Source organism: Fodinicurvata fenggangensis DSM 21160 (assembly GCF_000686045.1).
Lineage (GTDB): Bacteria > Pseudomonadota > Alphaproteobacteria > Kiloniellales > DSM-21159 > Fodinicurvata > Fodinicurvata fenggangensis.
On sequence record NZ_JMLV01000010.1, the window covers coordinates 98,418 to 117,790 of the forward strand.

The following is a 19,373-nucleotide window of genomic DNA, read 5'->3' on the forward strand; positions in this document are numbered from 1 at the left end:
TCTTAAGAGATTGATGAGACGCTCCGGAGCATGGGTAATTCCTAGTTGGTGCCCTTCATGACTTCGGCGATCATCTCCTCGGCGGCCTCCTCCAGCAGGGCCTCCTCGGCGCTTCCGGCCACGCGCTCGCGGCCGATTTCCAGCAGGACCGGAACGGCCAGTGGCGAGATGCGTTTCAGGCGGCGATGGTCAATGTGTCCCTGGACGCGGGTCAGCATGGTGGACAGCCGGCCGATGTCGGTCAGGCCACTGGCCGCATCCGCACGGGTGGCGCGCAGCAGGACGTGGTCGGGCTCGTACTTTCGCAACACATCGTAGATCAGGTCCGAGTTGAAGGTGACCTGTCGGCCCGTCTTCTCCTGCCCCGGGGCGCGGCGGTCGATCAGGCCGGCGATCACGGCGACGTTGCGGAAGGTGCGGCGCAGCAGGGAGGATTCGGCCATCCATTCCTCCAGGTCGTCGCCCAGCATGTCCTGGTCGAACAGGGCGGCGGCGTCCTCCACCGGCTGCAGGCTCCAGATGGCGATGACGTAGTCGGTGGCGACGAAGCCCAGAGGCTGCAGACCGGCGCGCTCCATGCGCCGGGTCAGCAGCATGCCCAGGGTCTGGTGCGCGTTGCGCCCCTCGAAGCAGTAGGCCACGGTGAAGGCCTTGCCGCCGCGCGGGAAGCTCTCCACCAGCAGGCCGTCGCCGGGCGGCAGCAGCGAGCGGTGGCGTTGCAGTGACAGCCAGTCCGAAACCGCCGCGGGCAGGGTCGGCCAGCGATCGGGCGCTTCCAGCAGGCCGCGCACCCGCTCGGCCAGATGGGTAGACAGCGGCAGGCGCCCGCCCATGTAGGCCGGCACCTTGGGCTCGCCACTGCCGCCACTCGAGACCTCCATGCGGTTCTCGCGCAGGCGCTCGAACTTCAGCAACTGGCCTGCGAAGACGAAGGTGTCGCCCGGCTGAAGCCCCTGGGCGAAGTACTCCTCGACCTCGCCCAGCACGCGGCCGCGGCCCAATGTGACCTTGAGGGTCGGGGCGTCGACGATGACGCCGGCGTTCAGGCGATAGCGGCGAATCTGCTGGGTCGAGGCGACGCGCCATCGGCCCTGCTTGTCCGTCTTCAGCCGCCGGTACTTCTCGTAGCTGCGCAGGGCGTAGCCACCATGGGCAACAAAGGCGAGAACGTCGTCGAAATCCTTGCGCGGGAGTGCTGCATAGGGCGGGGCCCTGCGCACCTCCGCGTAGAGCTGCTCGGCATCGAAGGGACCGCTGCAGGCCGTGGCCAGGATATGCTGGGCCAGCACGTCCAGGCCGCCCTGGCGCGGCGGGTCGCCGTCCAGGGTCTGCGCCTCGATGGCGTCCAGGGCGGCGCGGCATTCCAGCACCTCGAAGCGGTTGCCGGGCACCAGCAGGGCGCGACTGGGCGCATCCAGGCGGTGGTTGGCGCGACCCAGCCGCTGCAGCAGCCGGGCGGCACCCTTGGGTGCGCCCACCTGGATCACCAGGTCCACCGCCGCCCAGTCGATGCCCAGGTCGAGCGAGGAGGTGGCGACCACGGCGCGCAGCTCGCCACGGGCCATGGCGGCCTCGACGCGTCGGCGCTGCTCCACCGCCAGGCTGCCGTGATGCATGGCGATGGGCAGGGCGTTGTCGTTGAGTCGCCAGAGTTCCTGGAAGGCCAGCTCGGCCTGGGCACGGGTGTTCACGAAGACCAGCGTGGTGTGCGCCTGCTGGATGCGCTCATAGACCTCGGGCATGGCGTGAAGCGCCATGTGCCCGGACCAGGGCAGGCGCTCGCGGGTGGTCAGGATCTCCACCTCGGGCCTTTCCGCCGGCATGCCGTGGACCTGTCGCACCCTGGCATCCGCGGGGTCGGCCTCTGCCGAAACCCAGGCGCGCAGGCTGTCGGGATCGTGGACCGTGGCCGACAGGCCGACGCGCCGGGCCTGCGGCGCCAGGCTGCCGAGCCGCGCCAGGCCGAGGGACAGCAGGTCGCCGCGCTTGCTGGTCACCAGTTCGTGCAGTTCGTCCAGGACGATGCAGCGCAGGCTGCCGAAAATCTCGGGTGCGTCCGGATAGCTCAGCATCAGGGCGAGCGACTCCGGTGTGGTCAGCAACATCTGCGGCGGCCGGGAGCGCTGGCGCAGTTTCTTGCCCTGGGGGGTGTCGCCACTGCGGGTCTCCACGGCAACTCCAAGCTCCAGCTCGCGAATCGGGGCCGCCAGGTTGCGCTCGATGTCCACGGCCAGGGCCTTGAGTGGTGAGACATAGAGGGTGTGCAGGCCGGTATGGGGCGCGTTCGCGAGTTCGATCAGCGAGGGCAGGAAACCGGCGAGCGTCTTGCCGCCACCCGTGGGCGCGATCAGCAGGGCCGACTGGCCGGCGCGCGCTGCGGAGATCATCTCCAGCTGATGGGAATGCGCCTGCCAGCCACGCGCGGCGAACCATGTGCGAAAGCCCGGGGGCAGCAGTTCGGCCTCATCGAAGGAACTGGTTTCGGCAGGCGGCATCATACCTTTCTTCATGGTGCAGGCTGGCGCTGCGTCAAGTCCATTGGGTGGGCAAGCGGAGAAAAGCCGTCTAGTCTGCAGGCTGAAAACCCAAACAAGAGGATGAGGGAGGTTCCATGTCCGATAAACCCGTACTGCTGATTACCCGTCGGCTGACCAATGCCGTGCATGCCCGGGCTCAGCGCGACTACGAAACAATATTGAACATGGACGACAAGGTCTTCTCGCGCGACGAGCTTATCGCGCGTTGCCAGGAGGTGGACGCGGTCCTGCCCTGTCATTCGGAGCAGTTCACGGCCGAGGTGATCGCACAGCTTCCGGACCGGCTGAAGGTCATCGCCAATCACTCGGTGGGTGTGGATCACGTGGACCTGAAGGCTGCCCGCGAGAAAGGCATTGTGGTTACCAACACCCCGGATGTGCTGTCCGACGCCACGGCCGAAATCGCCATGCTCTGTATGCTGGGGGCGGCCCGGCGGGGTGCGGAGGGCGACCGCCTGATCCGCCAGGGCAATTGGGATTTCTGGTCGCCGGCTTTCATGGTGGGCCGCCAGGTGACCGGCAAACGATTCGGCGTCCTGGGCATGGGCCGGGTCGGCCAGGTCACGGCCGAGCGGGCGCGCGGATTCGGCATGGAGGTGCACTATCACAATCGTACGCGCTTGCCGGACCATCTGGAGAAGGGGGCAGTCTTTCACCCCGATCTGGACAGCCTGCTTGCGGTCTCCGACGTGCTGTCACTGCATTGTCCGGCCACCCCGGAAACCCAGAATATCATCAATGCCGAAACCCTGGAAAAACTGCCGGACCGGGCGATTCTGGTGAACACGGCCCGCGGCAACCTGGTGGACGAGGAGGCGCTGATCGCGGCGCTGAAATCCGGCAAGCTCTTTGCTGCCGGCCTGGATGTCTTCCGGACCGAACCCGGGGGCAATCCGGACATTGCCGCCCTGGAGAACGTCTTCCTGTTGCCGCATATCGGATCGGCCACGGAGGAGACGCGGGATGCCATGGGATTCCGCGCACTGGACAATCTAGACGCGTATTTTGCGGGGCAAAAGCCCGGTGATATAGTGAATTGAGCCCCGCAAGAGCCGTGTTCCTGCCCAAAGGGTTTCTGTTATAATAATTAAAACATCAATATCAACTCTATGGAATATATAGATAATATATTTACATATACGATTGTGAAATCAGTGAAATGGCAAGAATGTGTCTGATCCGTCTTTCTAAGCGAACAACTTTATGATTTACTCCTGCCTCAGCAGTCCCGAAGATTGCACAGGAAAAAACGACTCTGAAATATAGAGGTATAAGGGAGGTACTTTAATGACCAAGAAAGTAACCAAGGACAATGTCTCAAGGGAGACGGATGTTGCGTCGACCGAGGCAGCTTCCGGGCCGAAGGATGCGTCACGCCGCTCGTTCCTGAGCAAGGGCGCTCTGGCCGGCGGTGTGGCCGCTGCGTCCGGTTTCGCGGCTCCGGCCGTGCTGGCCCAGAGCCCGATCGTCATGCGCATGCAGACATCCTGGCCGTCCTCGGACATCTGGATGGATTTCGCCCAGGAGTTCGTCGATCGTGTTCAGGACATGTCCAATGGACGTATCGAAGTCGACCTGCTGCCAGCCGGCGCGGTCGTCGGCGCCTTCCAGGTGATGGACGGCGTGCATGACGGCGTGATCGACTGCGCGCATTCGGTGCCGGTCTACTGGTATGGCAAGCACAAGGCGGCTTCCTTCTTTGGCACCGGTCCGGTGTTTGGCGGCTCGGCCACGACCATGCTGTCGTGGTTCTATCAGGGCGGTGGTGCCGAGTTCTATCGCGAGCTGACCCAGGATATCCTGGGCATGAACGTGATCGGCTTCATGGGCTTCCCGATGTTTGCCCAGCCCTTTGGCTGGTTCAAGGAAGAGGTCAACACCGTCGAGGATATCGAAGGTTTCCGCTATCGCACGGTGGGCCTGGCAGCCGACCTGCTGCAGGAGATGGGCATGTCCGTGGCCCAGCTGCCGGGCGGTGAGATCGTGCCGGCCATGGAACGCGGCGTGATCGATGCCTTCGAGTTCAACAACCCGTCGTCGGACCTTCGCTTCGGTTCCCCAGACGTGGCCAAGAACTACTACCTGTCGTCCTATCACCAGGCTTCGGAGAGCTTCGAGTTCATCTTCAACAAGGATTTCTACGAAGATCTCGATCCGGACTTGCAGGCGATCCTCAAGCACGCTGTCGAGGCGGCCTCCACGTCCAACACCGCTTCGGCCATGGACAACTATTCGGCCGACCTCCAGAAGATCCAGGAAGAGCACGGTGTTACCGTACACCGTACTTCCGAAGAGATCCTGGCCGCCCAGCTCGAGGCTTGGGATGTCCTGATCGAGCGGCTTGAGGAAGAGGATGACCTCAACAAGCGGATCATGGACAGCCAGCGCGAATGGGTCGAGCGGGTCAGCTACTACGAGCTGATGAATGCGCCCGATTATGCTCTGGCCTATGAGCACTTCTTCCCGGGCAAGCTGGCCCTCTAAGGCCAGCCGATAAAAACAGGTGGAACGACCGGCTCCGGCATTGCAAACCAGCGATGCCGGAGCCGCTTGAATGAAGCGACGAGGGATTTATGCTCTGGTACATTCAGTTTGCTGACAAGCTTTCGGGCTGGTTTGGCAAGGGCTTCGGGTGGCTGATCATCCTGATGACGTTTGGCGTCAGCTACGAAGTCTTTGTTCGCTATCTCCTGAATGCGCCGACCACCTGGTCTCTCGACGTTTCTTTCATCATGTATGGCAGCCTTTTCATGGTTGGCGGGGCCTACACCCTGTCCCGTGGGGGGCATGTGCGCGGCGATTTTCTCTATCGCCTCTGGAAGCCGCGGACCCAGGCCGTGGTCGATCTGTTCCTGTACGTCTTCTTCTTTTTCCCCGGAATTCTGGCCCTGATGATCCGGGGCTGGGACTATGCTGAGCGAAGCTGGAGCTACGGCGAGGTCAGCGTGAACAGCCCGGCCGGCGTTCCGATCTATCAGTTCAAGACCGCCATGGCGCTTGCCGCGGTCCTGCTGATCATACAGGGAATCGCACAGGTTTTCCGCTGTATCCTCTGCATGCGCGAAGGCTATTGGCGCCTGCCGGAAGAGGACGTGAAGGAGACCGAGGAGATGTTGCTGCACTCCGGCCCGGAACATGAAATGACGGGCTACGACAGTGAAAAGCACAAACTGTGAGCCTGGTGCGCCTGCCAAGGCCGCACCTGATGTCCAGGACCTTCTTTTGAACGGAGCCGCTGAACGTGACTGATCCCCAAGTCGCCCTGTTGATGCTGGCCATCTTTATCATTCTGGTTTTCCTGGGGTTTCCCATCGCTTTCACGCTGATGGCCCTGGGCATGTTCGTAGGCTATTACGCCTATTTCGAACCGAACCGCATGTGGCGCGATTACCTGCGCCTGGACGAAAATGCCGACTGGTGGACCTCGGTCACGACCTGGTTCGACGGTCTGCTTAACAGTCGGATCTTCGACCTCTTCGTGAACCAGACCTATACGGTCATGTCGAACGAGGTCCTGACCGCGGTTCCCCTGTTCCTCTTCATGGGCTACATCGTCGAACGGGCCAATATCGTCGATCGCTTGTTCTCGACCCTGAACGTGGCGGCCAAGAGAGTTCCGGGCTCCATGGGCGTGGCGGCCCTGCTTACCTGCATGCTGTTCGCCACGGCGACGGGCATCGTGGGCGCCGTGGTGACCCTTATGGGCCTGCTGGCTCTACCGGCCATGTTGAAGGTGCGCTACAATATCAGTTTTGCCAGCGGTATCATCTGTGCCGGCGGAACGCTGGGCATCCTGATCCCGCCGTCGATCATGCTGATCGTCTATGCCGCTGCGTCGGGCGTTTCGATTGTGCGCCTCTACGCCGGCGCCCTGCTCCCTGGGCTGGTGCTGGTCGGACTTTACATAACCTATGTGGTCGGCCGTGCGATCCTACAGCCCAGCGTGGCGCCCAAGCCCACCAAAGAGGAGGTGCCGGATATTCCCTTCGGGAAGCTGCTGTGGATGCTGGCGACCTCGTTCCTACCGCTGGCCGTCCTGATCCTGGCGGTTCTGGGCTCGATTCTCTTCGGTCTGGCCACGCCCACGGAAGCCGCGGCTGTCGGCGCCCTCGGCGGCATGCTGCTGGCCGTGGTCTACCGCGCGATGACCTTCCAACGCCTGCGGGAATCCGTCTACCTGACGGTACGAACCACGGCCATGGTCTGCTGGCTGTTCGTGGGCTCCTACGTCTTTTCGTCGGTCTTCTCCTATCTGGGCGGCGAGCAGCTGATCTCGCAGTTCGTCGAGGGACTCGATCTGACGCCGCTGCAGTTCCTGCTGCTGGCACAGTTGATCATCTTCCTTCTGGGCTGGCCGCTGGAATGGTCCGAGATCATCATCATCTTCGTGCCGATCTTCCTGCCGCTGCTGCCGATGTTCGGTGTCGATCCGCTGTTCTTCGGCATCCTGGTGGCACTCAATCTGCAGACCAGTTTCCTGACACCGCCCATGGCCATGTCGGCCTATTACCTGAAAGGAATTGCGCCGCCCGAAGTGCAGCTGACACAGATCTTCAAGGGGGTCTTGCCATTCCTCTTCATGGTCTTTGTCGCCATGGCACTGGTCTACAACTTCAACGAGCTCGTCTTCCATCTGCCGCAGGTGTTCTATGGCCGCTAAGACACAAAACAAAGTGGACCCCAAGCTCGATCTGAGTGCGGTCGAGCTGCGGGACCGAATGGTCAAGGGCGAGCTGAAGGCCGTGGACGTGGCGCAGGGCTTCCTGGACCGGATTGCCGCCCGCGAGGGCGAGGTCCAGGCCTGGGCCTGGCTGGACAGCGATCATGTCCTTGAACAGGCTGCGGCCCTGGACAAGTATCGCGGTACGGGGCGTGCCCCCGGCCCGTTGCATGGCCTGCCGGTGGCCTTGAAGGACATCATCGACACCCGGCGCATTCCGACCGAGAACGGGACGCCCATCGATGAGGGGCGGGTACCGGTCAAGGACGCCTATGTCGTCGAACGGCTGAAGGCGGCCGGTGCGATCATCATGGGCAAGACGGTGGCCACCGAGCTGGCCTATCGCCAGCCCGGCAAGACGCGCAATCCGCACAATCCCAAGCATACACCGGGCGGTTCCTCGTCGGGATCTGCGGCGGCGGTCGGCGCTGGCATGGTGCCGCTGGCCATTGGCACACAGACCGATGGTTCGGTTGTTCGTCCTGCCGCCTATTGTGGCGTGGTCGGCTTCAAGCCCAGTTTCGGGGCGATTCCGCGCAGCGGTATCCTGGCCCAATCCCCGAGTCTGGATACAGTTGGCATCTTCGCGCGAACCCTTCAGGATGCCGCCCTGCTCAGCGATTGCCTGTTTGGTCATGACGAGGCGGACAAGGCAACCGATTTGACCCCTCCGCCACGCATGCTGAAGATTGCAAAATCGGATCCTCCGGTCACGCCGATGGTCGGGTTCGTGCGTCCGCCCGGATGGGACGAAGCCGATTCCCAGACACAGATGGCGATGAAGGAGTTCACGGATCTTTTGGGGGAGGGCTGCTTCGAAGCTCCGCTGCCAAACGTGTTCAGTGATGCCCCTGCGATTCGTGAGCGGATCAACTTTGCCGAAATGGCGAAGTGCTACTACAGCTATGAACGACGCGGCTGGGATCGGTTGTCGGACAAGCTGCGTGAAGCGATGGAAAAGGGTAAGGCTGTGCCCGCGCGAGACTACATCGCTGCCCTGGACTGGCCCGATGTGTTGAATGCAGGATTGGCTGAAGTCTTCGAGCGTTGCGACGTGATCCTGACCCCCTCCACGCCGACGCCGGCACCAGAGGGTCTGGAGTATACGGGCAGTTCCGTGTTCAATGGCCTTTGGACACTCTGTGGCTTGCCGGCCGTCACCATACCGCTTCTTGAAGCGGAGAACGGCCTGCCCATGGGCGTACAGGTGATTGGACGCAAGGGAGATGACGCCCGCTTGCTGCGCACGGCCCGCTGGCTGGCACTCCAGGTGGCATCCCCCGAACTTCAGGAGGCTTGAGAATGACGGATCGAATTATGGCCCTGGTGGCCTACCTGGTTCTTTTGGGCTTCCTTGGCGTCTTGGTGATCGGGGTTCCACACATCGATCTTATCGTGGTGGTCCTGATAACGCTGTTGCTGGCAGGTTGGGACTTCTGGAAGCACTCGGGCAAGCCCGACTCGGAGATGTAAGCGTTCTACGCCGCCCAGGCTGCCGCAATCCGACCGGCCATTGCGGCATTGGACAGCAAGAGGGCTCGGTTGGCGGCCAGGGTTGCGCCGGCGCTCATCTCGTGCAACCGCGAAAGCAGGAAGGGCGTGACAGCCTTGCCGGACATGTTTTCGCGCGTGGCATCCTGAAGTGCATTTTCGATCCAGCCGTCCAGTTGTGTCCCGGACAGTGCGGCTGCCTCCGGGACCGGCTGGGCGAGCAGCAATCCTCCCGAACTGACCTGCCAATGAGCCCGCAGCAGCTCTGCCGCGTCCCGGGCGCCTCCAACACTGTGGTCCAGGGGAAGGCCGCTGCCGACCGCATAGAAAGCGGGAAATTCCCGGCCCCCCAGGCCCACCACCGGCACCGAGAGACTCTCCAGGATTTCCAATGTGCGCGGCAGGTCCAGGATGGACTTGGCGCCCGAGGCCACCACGGCGACCGGACTGCGGGAAAGCTCCATCAGGTCAGCCGAGATGTCGAAGGTCTGGTTGCAGTCGCGATGCGCGCCGCCGATGCCGCCCGTCGCAAAGATCCCGATTCCCGCCAAGGCTGCCAGGCGCGCGGTGGCTGAGACCGTAGTGGCACCGTCCAGTCCCTGCGCCATTGCCGGGCCCAGGTCGCGGCTGCCCAGCTTGGCCATGGAGCCGCCCTCACGGGCAAAGCCTTCGATTTGATCCGCGCTCATTCCGACGATCGCCTGCCCAGCAATCAAGCCAATGGTGGCCGGTACGGCGCCGGCTTCGCGCACCTGGGCTTCCATGGCCTGCGCGGTTTCCAGGTTGCCCGGCCAGGGAAGGCCATGGGCGATGACGGTGGACTCCAGGGCCACGACGGGACCGCCTTGCCGCAGGGTCTCGGCCACCTGCGGATCTATGTCGAGAGGGACGCTCACAGCGGATGCTTCAGTTCCTGATGCAGAGCTTTCACGCGTTCCTCCAACTGGTGAGCCGGATAGGGCTGCATCGCCTGTTTGCCCCAGACCGGACCCGGCCAAGCGGGATCGTCGCTGAAGCGGGCTATGACATGGATGTGCAGCTGCGGCGTCATGTTTCCCAGGGCGGCCACGTTCACCTTGTCCGGACTGAACAGACGGCTCAGCGCCTGGGAGCAGATCGTGATCTCATCGCACACGCGGTACTGGTCCATGGGATCCAGGTCGTGAAAGTCCTTCTTGTTCGGTCGCTGCGGGACCAACACCAGCCAGGGCCAGGCCGCATCGTTCATCAGCAGCAGGCGCGAAAGCCTCAGGTCCATCACCTCGATGCCGTCGCGTGCCAGGTCCGGATGCAGTTCGAAGCTCTCGCTCATGTGACGGCTCCTTGCAGTTTTGCGGGTTCGTCAAAAGTTCCAGCATTGCCGTTCAGGTGCAACGAAAAAGCTGCTTAGAACCCGGGCTTCCCTGCAACCCTGTCGTGTGGTTATGTTGCCCCAGGATGCAATGTCGGCTGCAAGACCCCGGGAGGCTGAATGACACTGGATTTCCGCTATCGTCGTCTGGGCTATGTCGCCCTGAACGTCAGCGACCTGCAAACTTCGTCCGAATTCTACCGCGACCTCGTGGGCCTGCAGCCTGCCGGAGAGGCGGGCGAGGGGGAATGGCTGTTCCGCTGCAGCCCACGTCACCACGACCTGATCCTGCACCAGGCTTCGGAACCGGGCCTGCGCCGTATTGGTTGGGAAATGGAAAGCCCCGAGGACCTGGCTCGGGTGCGGCGGCATCTCGAAAGCCTGGAGCTGGCCACCCACGATGTGGGGCGTGAAGAGGCTGCCTGCCTGGGCGTAGAAGACGCCTTCCGCGTGGTCGAGCCGCATACCGGCGCCACCCTTGAATACTTCCATTCCTTCGAACAGGCCACCACGCCGTTCGAGGCCACTGTCACCAAGATCGAACGCCTCGGTCATGTGGTGCTTGGTGCGGCGGATCATGCACGGGCCGAGCGATTCTTCCTGGAGCAGCTGAATTTCCGCGCCTCGGACCGGATCGAGGAGGCAATCACCTTCATGCGCTGCTTCCCCAATCCGCTGCACCATTCGCTGGGCCTTGCGCATTCCGGACGCAATCATTTCCATCACGTGAATTTCATGGTCACGGACGTTGATGACATCGGCAAGGCTTTCTGGCGGATGCAGAAGAACGACGCCCCCATCGTCTTCGGGCCGGGGCGGCATCCGCCATCAGAGTCCATGTTCCTCTATTTCCTGGATCCGGACGGCTTGACCGTGGAGTACAGCTTCGGCATGGAAACCTTTCCCGAGGCGGACCCGCGCCCGCCGCGCACCCTTCCGTTCGCGCCGGAGAACATGGACTATTGGGGGGCTATACCCGACCCGCGCATGGGCCGAACCGGCAGCATCGAGTCACTGTAAGGCCTCAGCTTGCCGCCACGGAGAGGTAACGCTCCTGCAGTTCCGGGTTGTCGCGCAAGGCCGCGGCCGGGCCTTCATGGACCACTTCACCCTTGGCCAGGATATAGCAGCGCTCGGCATGCTTGAGAGCAAACGCGAGGTTCTGGTCGGTGAACAGGATCGTCGTGCTCGCCGATAGGCTGGAAAGCAGCCGCCCAATCTGGTTGACGATCACCGGCGCCAGGCCTTCGCTCGGCTCATCCAGCAGCAGGAGTTCCGGCTGGCCGACCAGGGCCCGTGCGATCGCCAGCATCTGCTGCTCGCCACCGGACAGGGTTTTGCCGGGCCGATCCTTGAACTCCGCGATCACCGGAAATTCGTCGTAAACCCGCTCGAGCGACCAAGTGGCCTGTCGCGGGCCGCGGTAGAGCGAGACTTCCAGGTTCTCGGCCACGCTCAGGTCGCCGAAGATTCGCCGGTCCTCCGGCACCAGGCAGATTCCCATGCGTGTGATGGCATGCGCCGGTCGTCGCGTGATGTCCTCGCCGCGGAAGTGGACCGTGCCCTGGCTTGGCGGCACGATGCCGACGATGGAAGACAGGGTCGTCGTCTTGCCGGCGCCGTTGCGTCCGAGAAGGCAAACGGTCTCGCCCTCGTCCACGGACAGGCTGACGCCCGACAACGCCCGGCTTTCACCGTAGAAGGTGTGGATATCCGAGACCTCGAGCATCATGCCGCCGAATCCTCCTCCTCGTCGCCAAGATAGGCGCGACGCACTTCGGGGTTCTGGCGGACTTCCTCGGGTGCGCCCGTGGCCAGGAGCTGGCCGCGGTGCATCACCAGCACCCGCTCGGCGAGGCCGAAGACCACCTCCATGTCGTGTTCGGTGATGAAGAAGGTATAGGGGCGTTCAGCGCGCAGGTTCCGGATCAGCTCGATGACCGCCCTGGTCTCTTCCGGCGTGAGCCCGGCTGTCGGCTCGTCCAGCATCACGATCTCCGGTTCGATGGCAAGCACGATGGCGAGTTCCAGGAGCCGCTTGTCACCATACGACAGAGTGCCCGTACGCAGTTCGGCCATGCTTTCCAGTCCGAGCCGGGCCAGGATCTCGTCTGCTTCGCGGCGGAGTGCCCTGTCCATGCCGAGGACGGCAAACAGGCGGAGACTCTTGCCCCGGTGGCTGACCAGTGCGACCTGGACGTTCTCGCGCACCGTCAGCTCGTTGAAGACATTTGTGATCTGGAAGGAGCGTCCGATCCCGGCGCGTGCGATCTCGTGTGGCGGTTTGCCGGCAATGTCAGAGCCGTGAAACAGCACCTGACCCGAGGTTGGCGTCATGCGGCCCGAGACCATGTTGTAGAATGTCGTCTTGCCGGCGCCGTTGGGTCCGATAAGCGCGACGATTTCGCCTTCGTTGAGGGCGATCGACACGCCATCGACGGCAGTGAGCCCGCCGAAACGCTTGGTCAATGCATCGGTGGAGAGAATGGGGGTGTTCTGTTCAGCCATGGCTCACCCCCGTTTCGTCAGCCGGTCGAGCGCCGTGCCCAGCAGGCCGCGGCGCAGGTACATCACCATGAGGGCCAGCACGATGCCCAGGAACAGCATCCAGCGGTCGGTGAAACTGGTGATCCAGGTTTCGAGCAGGACGAAGATCGCGGAGCCGATGAAGGGGCCGAGGAAGGTTGCAGAGCCTCCGAGAATGCTCATGAGCACCGGTTCGGCTGATTGAGACCAGTGCAACGTTTCCGGCGAAGCAACCCGCGTGAAGGGGGCGAAGAGCCCGCCGGCGAGCCCGGAGAAGGCGCCCGAGATTACGAAACTGTAAAGCCGATAGCGCCGCACGGGAATGCCGGTAAACGCCACGCGCTCGGGGTTCTCGGCCATCGCGCGGAGGATCAGGCCGAAGGGCGAGATGGTGATGAGATAGAGACATAAGCCGGCCAGCGTCACGATGACCAGAGTCAGTTGGTAGTACACCGCGGGATTGCCGAGCGTAAGGTCCAGACCAAGACCGAACGAGCCGACGGCAAAACCGGTGATGCCATCCGAACCGCCGGTGAAACTGCGCCATTGTTGGGCTACGGAAAATACCATCATCCCGAATGCCAGCGTCAGCATCGTGAAATAGACCTCGGTCAAGCGCACGCAGAAGAAGCCGATCACAAGGGCGAGCAGTCCCCCGCCCGCAAGCGAGGCGATCAAGGCGAAAGCAAGCGGCGTGTCGAAGTGCAGAAGCAGCATCGCCGTTACATAGGCACCGAAACCAAAGAAGGCGGCATGGCCCAGGCTGAGCATGCCGGTATAGCCGAACACCAGGTTGAACCCGGCGGCGAACAGGCCCAGGATCAGGATTTCCGCGGCGACGAAGATGTAGAAATAGGGCGCCCAGGCGGGCAGGAACCACAAGGCCACCAGAATGACCGCGATCAAGGCTGTTATCAGCCCGGCCCGACGGCTCATGATGCGGTCCTCCCCATCAGGCCCTGTGGTTTCAGCAGCAGCACCAGGGCCATCCCGATGTAGGGCATCACGAGGTTGAGTTCAGGCAGATAGCGTGAGCCGAAGCCGTTGATCGCTCCAAGGATCAGCGCCCCGAGAAAGGCGCCGGGGAAGCTGCCGAGCCCGCCGATCACAACAACGATGAAGGATTCGACGATGATGTTGGCGCCCATTGCCGGGCTGATCGCGCGGATCGGTGCGGCAATGGCACCGCCGAATCCCGCGATTCCAGCCCCAAAGGCAAAGACCGCGGTGAACACCAGAGGTACGTCGATGCCCACCAGCCTGGACATCTTCCGATCAATGGCCGCTGCCCGCATCACCCTGCCGGCCCTTGTCCCCGAGAAGAAGCCCCAGAGGCCAAGACCGACGATCAGACCCATGGCGATCACGAAGAGGCCATAGACCGGTTGCTGGATCCCGAGCAGTCTTACCGTGCCGCTCAGGCTTGCGGGCGGGTCGACAACGTGGATCGTGCTGCCCCAGATCCAGCGGACCGTTTCGTCGATGATGAGCAGCAGTGCAAAAGTCAGGAGCAGGCTGTCGGTGATAGGTCGATCATAGATCCGGTGCAGCATCACCCGCTCGATGACCACAGCGATGGCGGCCACGATGAGCGGGGCGGCGAAGAGCGCAATCCAAAAGCTCACCCCCGTGAGCACTGCCACGGTATAGGTGATGTAGGCGCCCAGCATATAGAGTGCGCCATGCGCGAAGTTGATGATGTTGAGAACGCCGAAGATGATGTTGAGGCCGATGGCGATGAGAAACAGCAGCATTCCCAGAGCCAGGCTGTTCATGAGCGCGGCGATGAAACTCTCCACGGGACCTCCAGGCTGACGGCGAACGGGGCAGGGAAGCCGGCGGCGACAGCAGGTCGCCGCCGGCATAAGCGGAGCTATCCGCCGAGATTGCAGCCGGTCTCGGACAGAGGCGGCGTCACGTCCTCGGCCGCGAAGTTGCGCTGCGGATCGAGCAGACGCAGTTCACTGTCGGGGTCTTCCGCCGTGACGCCGTAGGTCGGGCCAACCAGGGCCTGGTTGTCGCCTTCACGGAAGCGCACCTCACCCATGGGCGCCTGGTAACTCATGCCCTTGAGTGCATCGCGGATCGCGACCTTGTCGACTTCTCCAGCCTTCTCGATGGCGGCCTTGTAGGCATAGACCGCAGAATAGGCATTCTGGGCGTTATAGCTTGGCGGTGTTTCATGACGCTCGCGATAGGCCTCGACGAAGGCCTTGTTCATCTCGTTGTCGTAGGCGCCGTACCAATAGCGCGTGCCGACCGTGATGCCGGTGGGCATCTGTTCGCCAAGAGCACTGAGCACCTCGGTTGCGGCACCAAGCGACATCAGGACCTCGAAATCCTCGTCGAAGAAGCCGAGATCGTTGGCCTGGCGCGTAAAGTTCACAAGATCGCTGCCCCAGACCGAAATGAACACGCCGTCCGGCTGGTTCGAAATCACCGTATTGATGAACGGCGTGAAGTCCTCGGTTCCAAAGGCTGGAAATGAAGGATCGTCGGAAAAGGTTGCATCCGGGTTGAGTTCACCGAGATAGCGCTGGAAATATTCCCAGGACTGGTGGCCGAAGGCGTAGTCGGGGCCGACGGTGGTCCAGCTGTTCGCCCCGCTCTCGTCCGCCATGATCGCCGCGCCCTTGATGTTCTGCGGGATGTTGACGCTGTTGCGGTAGGTCCACTCATTGCACAGCTTGCCGGTGGCATCGGGTGTCGCCGCATGGGTAATGATGAACGGCGTCTCGACCTCGGGCACCACCGGCACCACCCCGGTGGCGACACCGCTTGAGTCGAGCCCCATCAGCACATCCACGCCGTCCTGATAGACCAGTTTGCGCATTGCCTGGATCGCCGCCTGTGCCTCGAGCTGGCTGTCCTCGAAGGTGATCTCCAGCGGGCGGCCCAGCACACCGCCGTCCTCGTTGATTTCATCAATGGCGAGATTGGCGCCGTTCTGGGCAAACTCGCCATAGGTCGAACCGACACCCGAGAGGATGTAGATTGCGCCAATGCTGATTGGTTCTTGTGCCGAAGCAGTTGCGCCAAGCGTCAAGCCGGCACCGACAACTGCCGCACCGAGCGGCGTCGTTATTCGTGTAATCATTTGTGCGTTCCTCCCCAAAAAAATTATTATTTTGTGGTGGTCCACGCTTATTTTTGGTCTACGTCATGCGCCGACCATCGCTTAAAACCGTACGTATTTCCTGCAAGTATTGCAAGTTTGCCTCAATGCAGGCCGGCAGCGCCGGAGAACGCAGAGTATTGGTCTTCATTCCCTGTTGCGATCTTGTCCACGGAAGTGAAGGAGGGCAAGGTACGTTCCAATGACTCTATCAAGTGACCTTACTGGCAGGCTTTTTGTCGTAACCGGCGCCTCGAGCGGTCTTGGCGCACATTTCGCGGAGGTGTTGTCGAGTGCCGGCGCACAGGTGGCTCTGGTGGCCCGTCGACGGGGCAAGCTGGAGGCTCTGTCCAGTAAGCTGGCCTCCCAGACGGGAACGGCCCCCGTGGTAGCGGAAGCGGATATCCGCGATGTCTCTGCCATACGTGCCGCCATTGCCAATATTGTCGAAAGTGCAGGGGTGCCCGATGGCCTGATCAACAATGCAGGCACGGTCGAGACCGCCAAGGCCCTGGAGGTCACGGAAGAGCATTGGGACAGCGTGCTCGACACGAACCTGAAGGGTGCATGGTTCTTCGCAAATGCGGTTGCTGAGAAAATGGTGGAGGCCGGCAAGGGCGGGACGGTGATCAATATCGCCTCCATCACGGGACTTCGCCCGGCGGGGGCCGTTGGCCCCTATGCAATCTCCAAGGCGGGCCTGGCGCAGATGACGCGCCAGCTGGCGGTGGAGTGGGCCCGCCATGGCATCCGCGTGAACGCCCTTGCTCCGGGCTACATCGAAACGGACCTCAACCGGGAATTCTTCGCCAGCGAGGGCGGGCAGGCGCTGATCAAGCGCGTGCCGCAGCGCCGGCTCGGCCAGCTTTCGGACCTGGATGCGCCGCTGCTGATGCTTTGTGACGCGGCTTCGACCTACATGACGGGGGCGGTCATTCCGGTCGACGGCGGTCATTCGGTCAACGCGCTCTAGGAGAAAACTCCCATGGATTTTGCCCTGCCGGACGATGTCGAAGCCCTGCGCCAGAGGGTCCGCAGTTTCGTCGAGACCGAGCTGCTGCCCCTGGAAGCTGATTCGGAAAGCTATGACGCGCACGAGAATATCGCCGGGCCGCTGCTCGAGCGTATGCGGAAGAAGGCGAAGGAAGCCGGCCTCTGGGCGCCGCAGATGCCGGAGAGCCGCGGTGGTCTCGGCCTGAACGTGCAGGCCATGGCCGCGTTCTACGAGGCGGCCAATCACTCGATCTTCGGCCCCGTCTGCTTCAACTGCGCGGCGCCGGATGACGGCAACATGATCCTGCTGGAGAAGGTGGCGCGCGCGGATCAGAAAAGCCGCTGGCTGCAGCCCATCGTCGACGGGCAGGTTCGTTCCTCCTTCGTCATGACGGAGCCCGCCCCCGGCGGCGGCTCCGATCCCTCGATGATCCGCACGACCGCCGAGCGGCATGGCGATCACTGGCGTGTCACAGGGCGCAAGTGGTTCATCACGGGGGCGCAGGTGGCCAGTCATTTCATCCTGGTGGCGCGCACCTCCGATGACACGCGCAAGGGGCTGACGGCTTTCCTGTTCCATCGCGACGATCCCAACTGGGAGATCGTCCGGCGGATCCCAATCATGGGGCCGGAGGAGCATGGCGGGCACTGCGAACTGCTGTTCGATGGTCTGGAGATTCCCGACGAGAACCGTCTGATGGAGGTGGGCGATGGGCTGAAGGCCACCCAGATCCGCCTGGGTACGGCGCGCCTGACCCATTGCATGCGCTGGCTGGGCCTGGCGCAGCGCGCCCTGCAGATCGCCCGCGACTATGTCGAGGAGCGCGAGGCCTTCGGAACGAAACTGGTGGAGCGGGAATCGGTGCAGATGCAGCTGGGCGAGGCGGCCATGCGCATCGAGATCGGCCGCCTGCTGACCATGCGCGCGGCCTGGACCCTCGACCAGGGCGACAAGGCGCGCAAGCAGATCTCCATGGCCAAGATCGAGGTGGCCGACGCCCTACACCAGGCCGTCGACACGGCGATCCAGCTCAACGGCGCGCGCGGATACTCCAAGGACACGGTTCTGGAATGGATCTATCGCTATGCGCGTCAGGCCCGGCTGGTCGACGGAGCGTCCGAGGTGCACAAGACGGTGCTGAACCGCTTCCTGCGCGAAGAAGGCCAGGAGTTCTGGCGCTGGGGAGTCTGAAGGCGATGGCGATGCACCTGGACGATGCGCAGCTCTCGAGACTGGAAGACCACCTGACCGAGGCTTTTGGCGCGCAGCAGGTCCAGGTGACGGCGCACGAGAAATTGTCGGGCGGCGCCATACAGGAGAACTGGGCCCTGGACGTCGAGGTCAGCGGGGGACCGCGCGGCGGCAACCATGCCCTGGTGCTGCGCACGGACAGTGCGAGCGGGGTGGCCGTCAGTCATTCTCGCCTGGAGGAGTTCGAACTGCTCCAGGCCGCCTGGCAGGCCGGCGTGCGCGTGCCCGAACCGCTCCATCACAGCCGGGACTACAGCGTGCTGGGCAAGGACTTCTGCCTGATGCGCCGCGTGGAGGGCACGGCCGTGGGGCAGAAGGTGGTGAAGGACGAGTCCTTGGCCGGCGGCGACAGGGAGCAGTTGGCCGAGACGCTGGGCCGGGAACTGGCACGCATCCACACGATCACGCCCACGACCCACAGTTTCGGCTTTCTCGACCTGCCGGAAGACGCGCCGGCCCCCCACCAGCTTCGCACCCTGTATGGCTATGTCGATGCCGTCGACGGCGCACAGCTCGCCCTGGAGTGGGGCCTGCGCTGGCTCCACCTGCGTCTGCCCGAGAACGAGGAGGTTGTCCTGGCCCACCGGGATTACCGCACCGGCAACTACATGGTGGACGAAACCGGGCTGACGGGCATTCTCGACTGGGAGTTTTCCGGCTGGTCGGACCCGCATGAGGACATCGGGTGGTTCTGTGCCATGTGCTGGCGCTTCGGCCGGCGCGACCGGCCGGCGGGCGGCATCGGCAGCCGGGAGTCCTTCTACCGCGGTTATTGCGCGGAAAGCGGACGCGTTATCGATCCGGCAAAGGTCTATTGGTGGGAGGTCTTTGCCCACCTGCGCTGGGCCGTGATCGCCTTGCAGCAGACGGACCGCTACCTGAGCGGCGAGGAGGCGACGCTGGAGCTGGGACTGATCGGCCTGCGCCTGCCGGAAATCGAGATCGAGATTCTGAACATGACCGCGCCGGGACAGGCGCTTCCTGGCCATGTTGATGCGGAGACAGCGGCATGACCCCGGACCGGCCCGATGCAGCGGCGCTGCTGGCGACCGCGCGATCCCTGCTCAAGGACAAGATTCTGCCGGCCGTACCGGACGACAGGCGCCTGGACATGCTGATGGTGTTGAGCGCCATGGGGCTGGCCGAACGGGCCTTGAGCGACAGCACGGACGCCCTGCCGCTGCGCCAGGAGGCACGCCTGCTGGCCCTGGGGGGCGAGCAGGGGGGCGCGGCTTCGCTGGCTGGGGCGATCCGGGCCGGCACCTGGGATGATCCTGCCACGGCCGATCCGCTGTACAGGGCGCTGGTCGAGGATACGCGGGACCGGCTGGCACGCGCCAATCCGAAGTATTTGGCCGCATTCGATGCAGGCCGCTAAAGTGGATCGG

At 63.2% G+C, this 19,373-nt stretch carries 19 protein-coding genes; 11 read left to right on the forward strand and 8 right to left on the reverse strand.

Annotated elements, in window-relative coordinates; all coding sequences use genetic code 11:
* Nucleotides 1-41 precede the first annotated feature (41 nt).
* Nucleotides 42-2,498 carry a ligase-associated DNA damage response DEXH box helicase gene (locus BP38_RS0113740; protein ID WP_245602415.1) on the reverse strand — a complete coding sequence of 819 codons (2,457 nt, stop codon included), beginning with the start codon at nt 2,496-2,498 and terminating at the stop codon, nt 42-44.
* A 113-nt stretch (nt 2,499-2,611) separates the two neighbouring features.
* On the opposite strand from BP38_RS0113740, the gene BP38_RS0113745 reads away from it, so the two are divergent.
* The 6 genes from BP38_RS0113745 (at nt 2,612) to BP38_RS22905 (ending at nt 8,730) form a co-directional block, all read left to right on the forward strand.
* Nucleotides 2,612-3,577, forward strand: a complete 966-nt coding sequence (locus tag BP38_RS0113745) for a 2-hydroxyacid dehydrogenase (protein ID WP_026988199.1) — start codon at nt 2,612-2,614, stop codon at nt 3,575-3,577.
* Nucleotides 3,578-3,824: 247 nt separating this feature from the next.
* Nucleotides 3,825-5,021, forward strand: coding sequence for a TRAP transporter substrate-binding protein (locus BP38_RS0113750; RefSeq protein ID WP_081816678.1), 1,197 nt, complete (start codon nt 3,825-3,827; stop codon nt 5,019-5,021).
* An 89-nt stretch (nt 5,022-5,110) separates the two neighbouring features.
* Nucleotides 5,111-5,713 carry a TRAP transporter small permease subunit gene (locus BP38_RS0113755; RefSeq protein WP_026988201.1) on the forward strand — a complete coding sequence of 201 codons (603 nt, stop codon included), beginning with the start codon at nt 5,111-5,113 and terminating at the stop codon, nt 5,711-5,713.
* 65 nt (nt 5,714-5,778) lie between these two features.
* A complete protein-coding gene (locus tag BP38_RS0113760; RefSeq protein ID WP_026988202.1) occupies nt 5,779-7,197 on the forward strand; it encodes a TRAP transporter large permease in 1,419 nt (472 codons plus the stop codon).
* A complete protein-coding gene (locus tag BP38_RS0113765; protein WP_026988203.1) occupies nt 7,187-8,557 on the forward strand; it encodes an amidase in 1,371 nt (456 codons plus the stop codon). The genes BP38_RS0113760 and BP38_RS0113765 overlap by 11 nt, the downstream gene beginning before the upstream one ends.
* A gap of 2 nt (nt 8,558-8,559) precedes the next feature.
* Nucleotides 8,560-8,730, forward strand: a complete 171-nt coding sequence (locus tag BP38_RS22905; protein WP_169737838.1) for a hypothetical protein — start codon at nt 8,560-8,562, stop codon at nt 8,728-8,730.
* A 5-nt stretch (nt 8,731-8,735) separates the two neighbouring features.
* On the opposite strand, the gene BP38_RS0113775 is transcribed toward BP38_RS22905, so the two are convergent.
* Both BP38_RS0113775 and BP38_RS0113780 read right to left on the reverse strand, forming a co-directional pair.
* Complete coding sequence (locus tag BP38_RS0113775; protein ID WP_026988204.1) at nt 8,736-9,644, reverse strand: pseudouridine-5'-phosphate glycosidase; 909 nt, start codon at nt 9,642-9,644, stop codon at nt 8,736-8,738.
* Nucleotides 9,641-10,060: an HIT domain-containing protein gene (locus BP38_RS0113780; RefSeq protein WP_026988205.1), complete on the reverse strand. Its 420-nt coding sequence runs from the start codon at nt 10,058-10,060 to the stop codon at nt 9,641-9,643. The genes BP38_RS0113775 and BP38_RS0113780 overlap by 4 nt, the downstream gene beginning before the upstream one ends.
* A 159-nt stretch (nt 10,061-10,219) precedes the next feature.
* Here BP38_RS0113780 and BP38_RS0113785 point away from each other — a divergent pair, with 159 nt between their 5' ends.
* Nucleotides 10,220-11,119 (forward strand): VOC family protein, encoded by a 900-nt coding sequence (locus BP38_RS0113785; RefSeq protein WP_026988206.1) that lies wholly within the window; start codon nt 10,220-10,222, stop codon nt 11,117-11,119.
* A 4-nt stretch (nt 11,120-11,123) separates the two neighbouring features.
* On the opposite strand, the gene BP38_RS0113790 is transcribed toward BP38_RS0113785, so the two are convergent.
* The 5 genes from BP38_RS0113790 to BP38_RS0113810 form a co-directional block, all read right to left on the reverse strand.
* The gene (locus tag BP38_RS0113790) at nt 11,124-11,831 is read right to left on the reverse strand and encodes an ABC transporter ATP-binding protein (RefSeq protein WP_026988207.1); all 708 of its coding nucleotides are present in this window, start codon (nt 11,829-11,831) and stop codon (nt 11,124-11,126) included.
* A complete protein-coding gene (locus BP38_RS0113795; RefSeq protein WP_026988208.1) occupies nt 11,828-12,607 on the reverse strand; it encodes an ABC transporter ATP-binding protein in 780 nt (259 codons plus the stop codon). The genes BP38_RS0113790 and BP38_RS0113795 overlap by 4 nt, the downstream gene beginning before the upstream one ends.
* Nucleotides 12,608-12,610: 3 nt before the next feature.
* Nucleotides 12,611-13,561 carry a branched-chain amino acid ABC transporter permease gene (locus BP38_RS0113800; RefSeq protein WP_035725301.1) on the reverse strand — a complete coding sequence of 317 codons (951 nt, stop codon included), beginning with the start codon at nt 13,559-13,561 and terminating at the stop codon, nt 12,611-12,613.
* On the reverse strand, nt 13,558-14,424 hold the full coding sequence (locus BP38_RS0113805) for a branched-chain amino acid ABC transporter permease (protein ID WP_026988210.1): 867 nt from the start codon (nt 14,422-14,424) through the stop codon (nt 13,558-13,560). Before BP38_RS0113805 ends, BP38_RS0113800 begins: the two co-directional genes overlap by 4 nt.
* 74 nt (nt 14,425-14,498) lie before the next feature.
* A complete protein-coding gene (locus BP38_RS0113810) occupies nt 14,499-15,722 on the reverse strand; it encodes an ABC transporter substrate-binding protein (RefSeq protein WP_051609375.1) in 1,224 nt (407 codons plus the stop codon).
* A gap of 220 nt (nt 15,723-15,942) precedes the next feature.
* On the opposite strand from BP38_RS0113810, the gene BP38_RS0113815 reads away from it, so the two are divergent.
* Genes BP38_RS0113815 through BP38_RS0113830 form a run of 4 tightly spaced genes read left to right on the forward strand, consistent with a single transcriptional unit; the run spans nt 15,943 to nt 19,363 of the window.
* Complete coding sequence (locus BP38_RS0113815; protein WP_026988212.1) at nt 15,943-16,713, forward strand: SDR family oxidoreductase; 771 nt, start codon at nt 15,943-15,945, stop codon at nt 16,711-16,713.
* A 12-nt stretch (nt 16,714-16,725) separates the two neighbouring features.
* Complete coding sequence (locus tag BP38_RS0113820) at nt 16,726-17,925, forward strand: acyl-CoA dehydrogenase family protein (protein ID WP_026988213.1); 1,200 nt, start codon at nt 16,726-16,728, stop codon at nt 17,923-17,925.
* Nucleotides 17,926-17,930: 5 nt separating this feature from the next.
* Nucleotides 17,931-18,998 carry a phosphotransferase family protein gene (locus BP38_RS20745; protein ID WP_211250324.1) on the forward strand — a complete coding sequence of 356 codons (1,068 nt, stop codon included), beginning with the start codon at nt 17,931-17,933 and terminating at the stop codon, nt 18,996-18,998.
* Nucleotides 18,995-19,363, forward strand: a complete 369-nt coding sequence (locus BP38_RS0113830; RefSeq protein ID WP_026988214.1) for a DUF6285 domain-containing protein — start codon at nt 18,995-18,997, stop codon at nt 19,361-19,363. Before BP38_RS20745 ends, BP38_RS0113830 begins: the two co-directional genes overlap by 4 nt.
* Nucleotides 19,364-19,373: the final 10 nt, after the last annotated feature.

Bases quoted from the DNA above. Each gene is read 5' to 3' on its own strand.
- BP38_RS0113740 (WP_245602415.1), bottom strand. From the start codon at position 2,498: ATGATGCCGCCTGCCGAAACCAGTTCCTTCGATGAGGCCGAACTGCTG.
- BP38_RS0113745 (WP_026988199.1), top strand. From the start codon at position 2,612: ATGTCCGATAAACCCGTACTGCTGATTACCCGTCGGCTGACCAATGCC.
- BP38_RS0113750 (WP_081816678.1), top strand. From the start codon at position 3,825: ATGACCAAGAAAGTAACCAAGGACAATGTCTCAAGGGAGACGGATGTT.
- BP38_RS0113755 (WP_026988201.1), top strand. From the start codon at position 5,111: ATGCTCTGGTACATTCAGTTTGCTGACAAGCTTTCGGGCTGGTTTGGC.
- BP38_RS0113765 (WP_026988203.1), top strand. From the start codon at position 7,187: ATGGCCGCTAAGACACAAAACAAAGTGGACCCCAAGCTCGATCTGAGT.
- BP38_RS22905 (WP_169737838.1), top strand. From the start codon at position 8,560: ATGACGGATCGAATTATGGCCCTGGTGGCCTACCTGGTTCTTTTGGGC.
- BP38_RS0113780 (WP_026988205.1), bottom strand. From the start codon at position 10,060: ATGAGCGAGAGCTTCGAACTGCATCCGGACCTGGCACGCGACGGCATC.
- BP38_RS0113785 (WP_026988206.1), top strand. From the start codon at position 10,220: ATGACACTGGATTTCCGCTATCGTCGTCTGGGCTATGTCGCCCTGAAC.
- BP38_RS0113790 (WP_026988207.1), bottom strand. From the start codon at position 11,831: ATGATGCTCGAGGTCTCGGATATCCACACCTTCTACGGTGAAAGCCGG.
- BP38_RS0113795 (WP_026988208.1), bottom strand. From the start codon at position 12,607: ATGGCTGAACAGAACACCCCCATTCTCTCCACCGATGCATTGACCAAG.
- BP38_RS0113800 (WP_035725301.1), bottom strand. From the start codon at position 13,561: ATGAGCCGTCGGGCCGGGCTGATAACAGCCTTGATCGCGGTCATTCTG.
- BP38_RS0113810 (WP_051609375.1), bottom strand. From the start codon at position 15,722: ATGATTACACGAATAACGACGCCGCTCGGTGCGGCAGTTGTCGGTGCC.
- BP38_RS0113815 (WP_026988212.1), top strand. From the start codon at position 15,943: ATGACTCTATCAAGTGACCTTACTGGCAGGCTTTTTGTCGTAACCGGC.
- BP38_RS0113820 (WP_026988213.1), top strand. From the start codon at position 16,726: ATGGATTTTGCCCTGCCGGACGATGTCGAAGCCCTGCGCCAGAGGGTC.
- BP38_RS20745 (WP_211250324.1), top strand. From the start codon at position 17,931: ATGGCGATGCACCTGGACGATGCGCAGCTCTCGAGACTGGAAGACCAC.
- BP38_RS0113830 (WP_026988214.1), top strand. From the start codon at position 18,995: ATGACCCCGGACCGGCCCGATGCAGCGGCGCTGCTGGCGACCGCGCGA.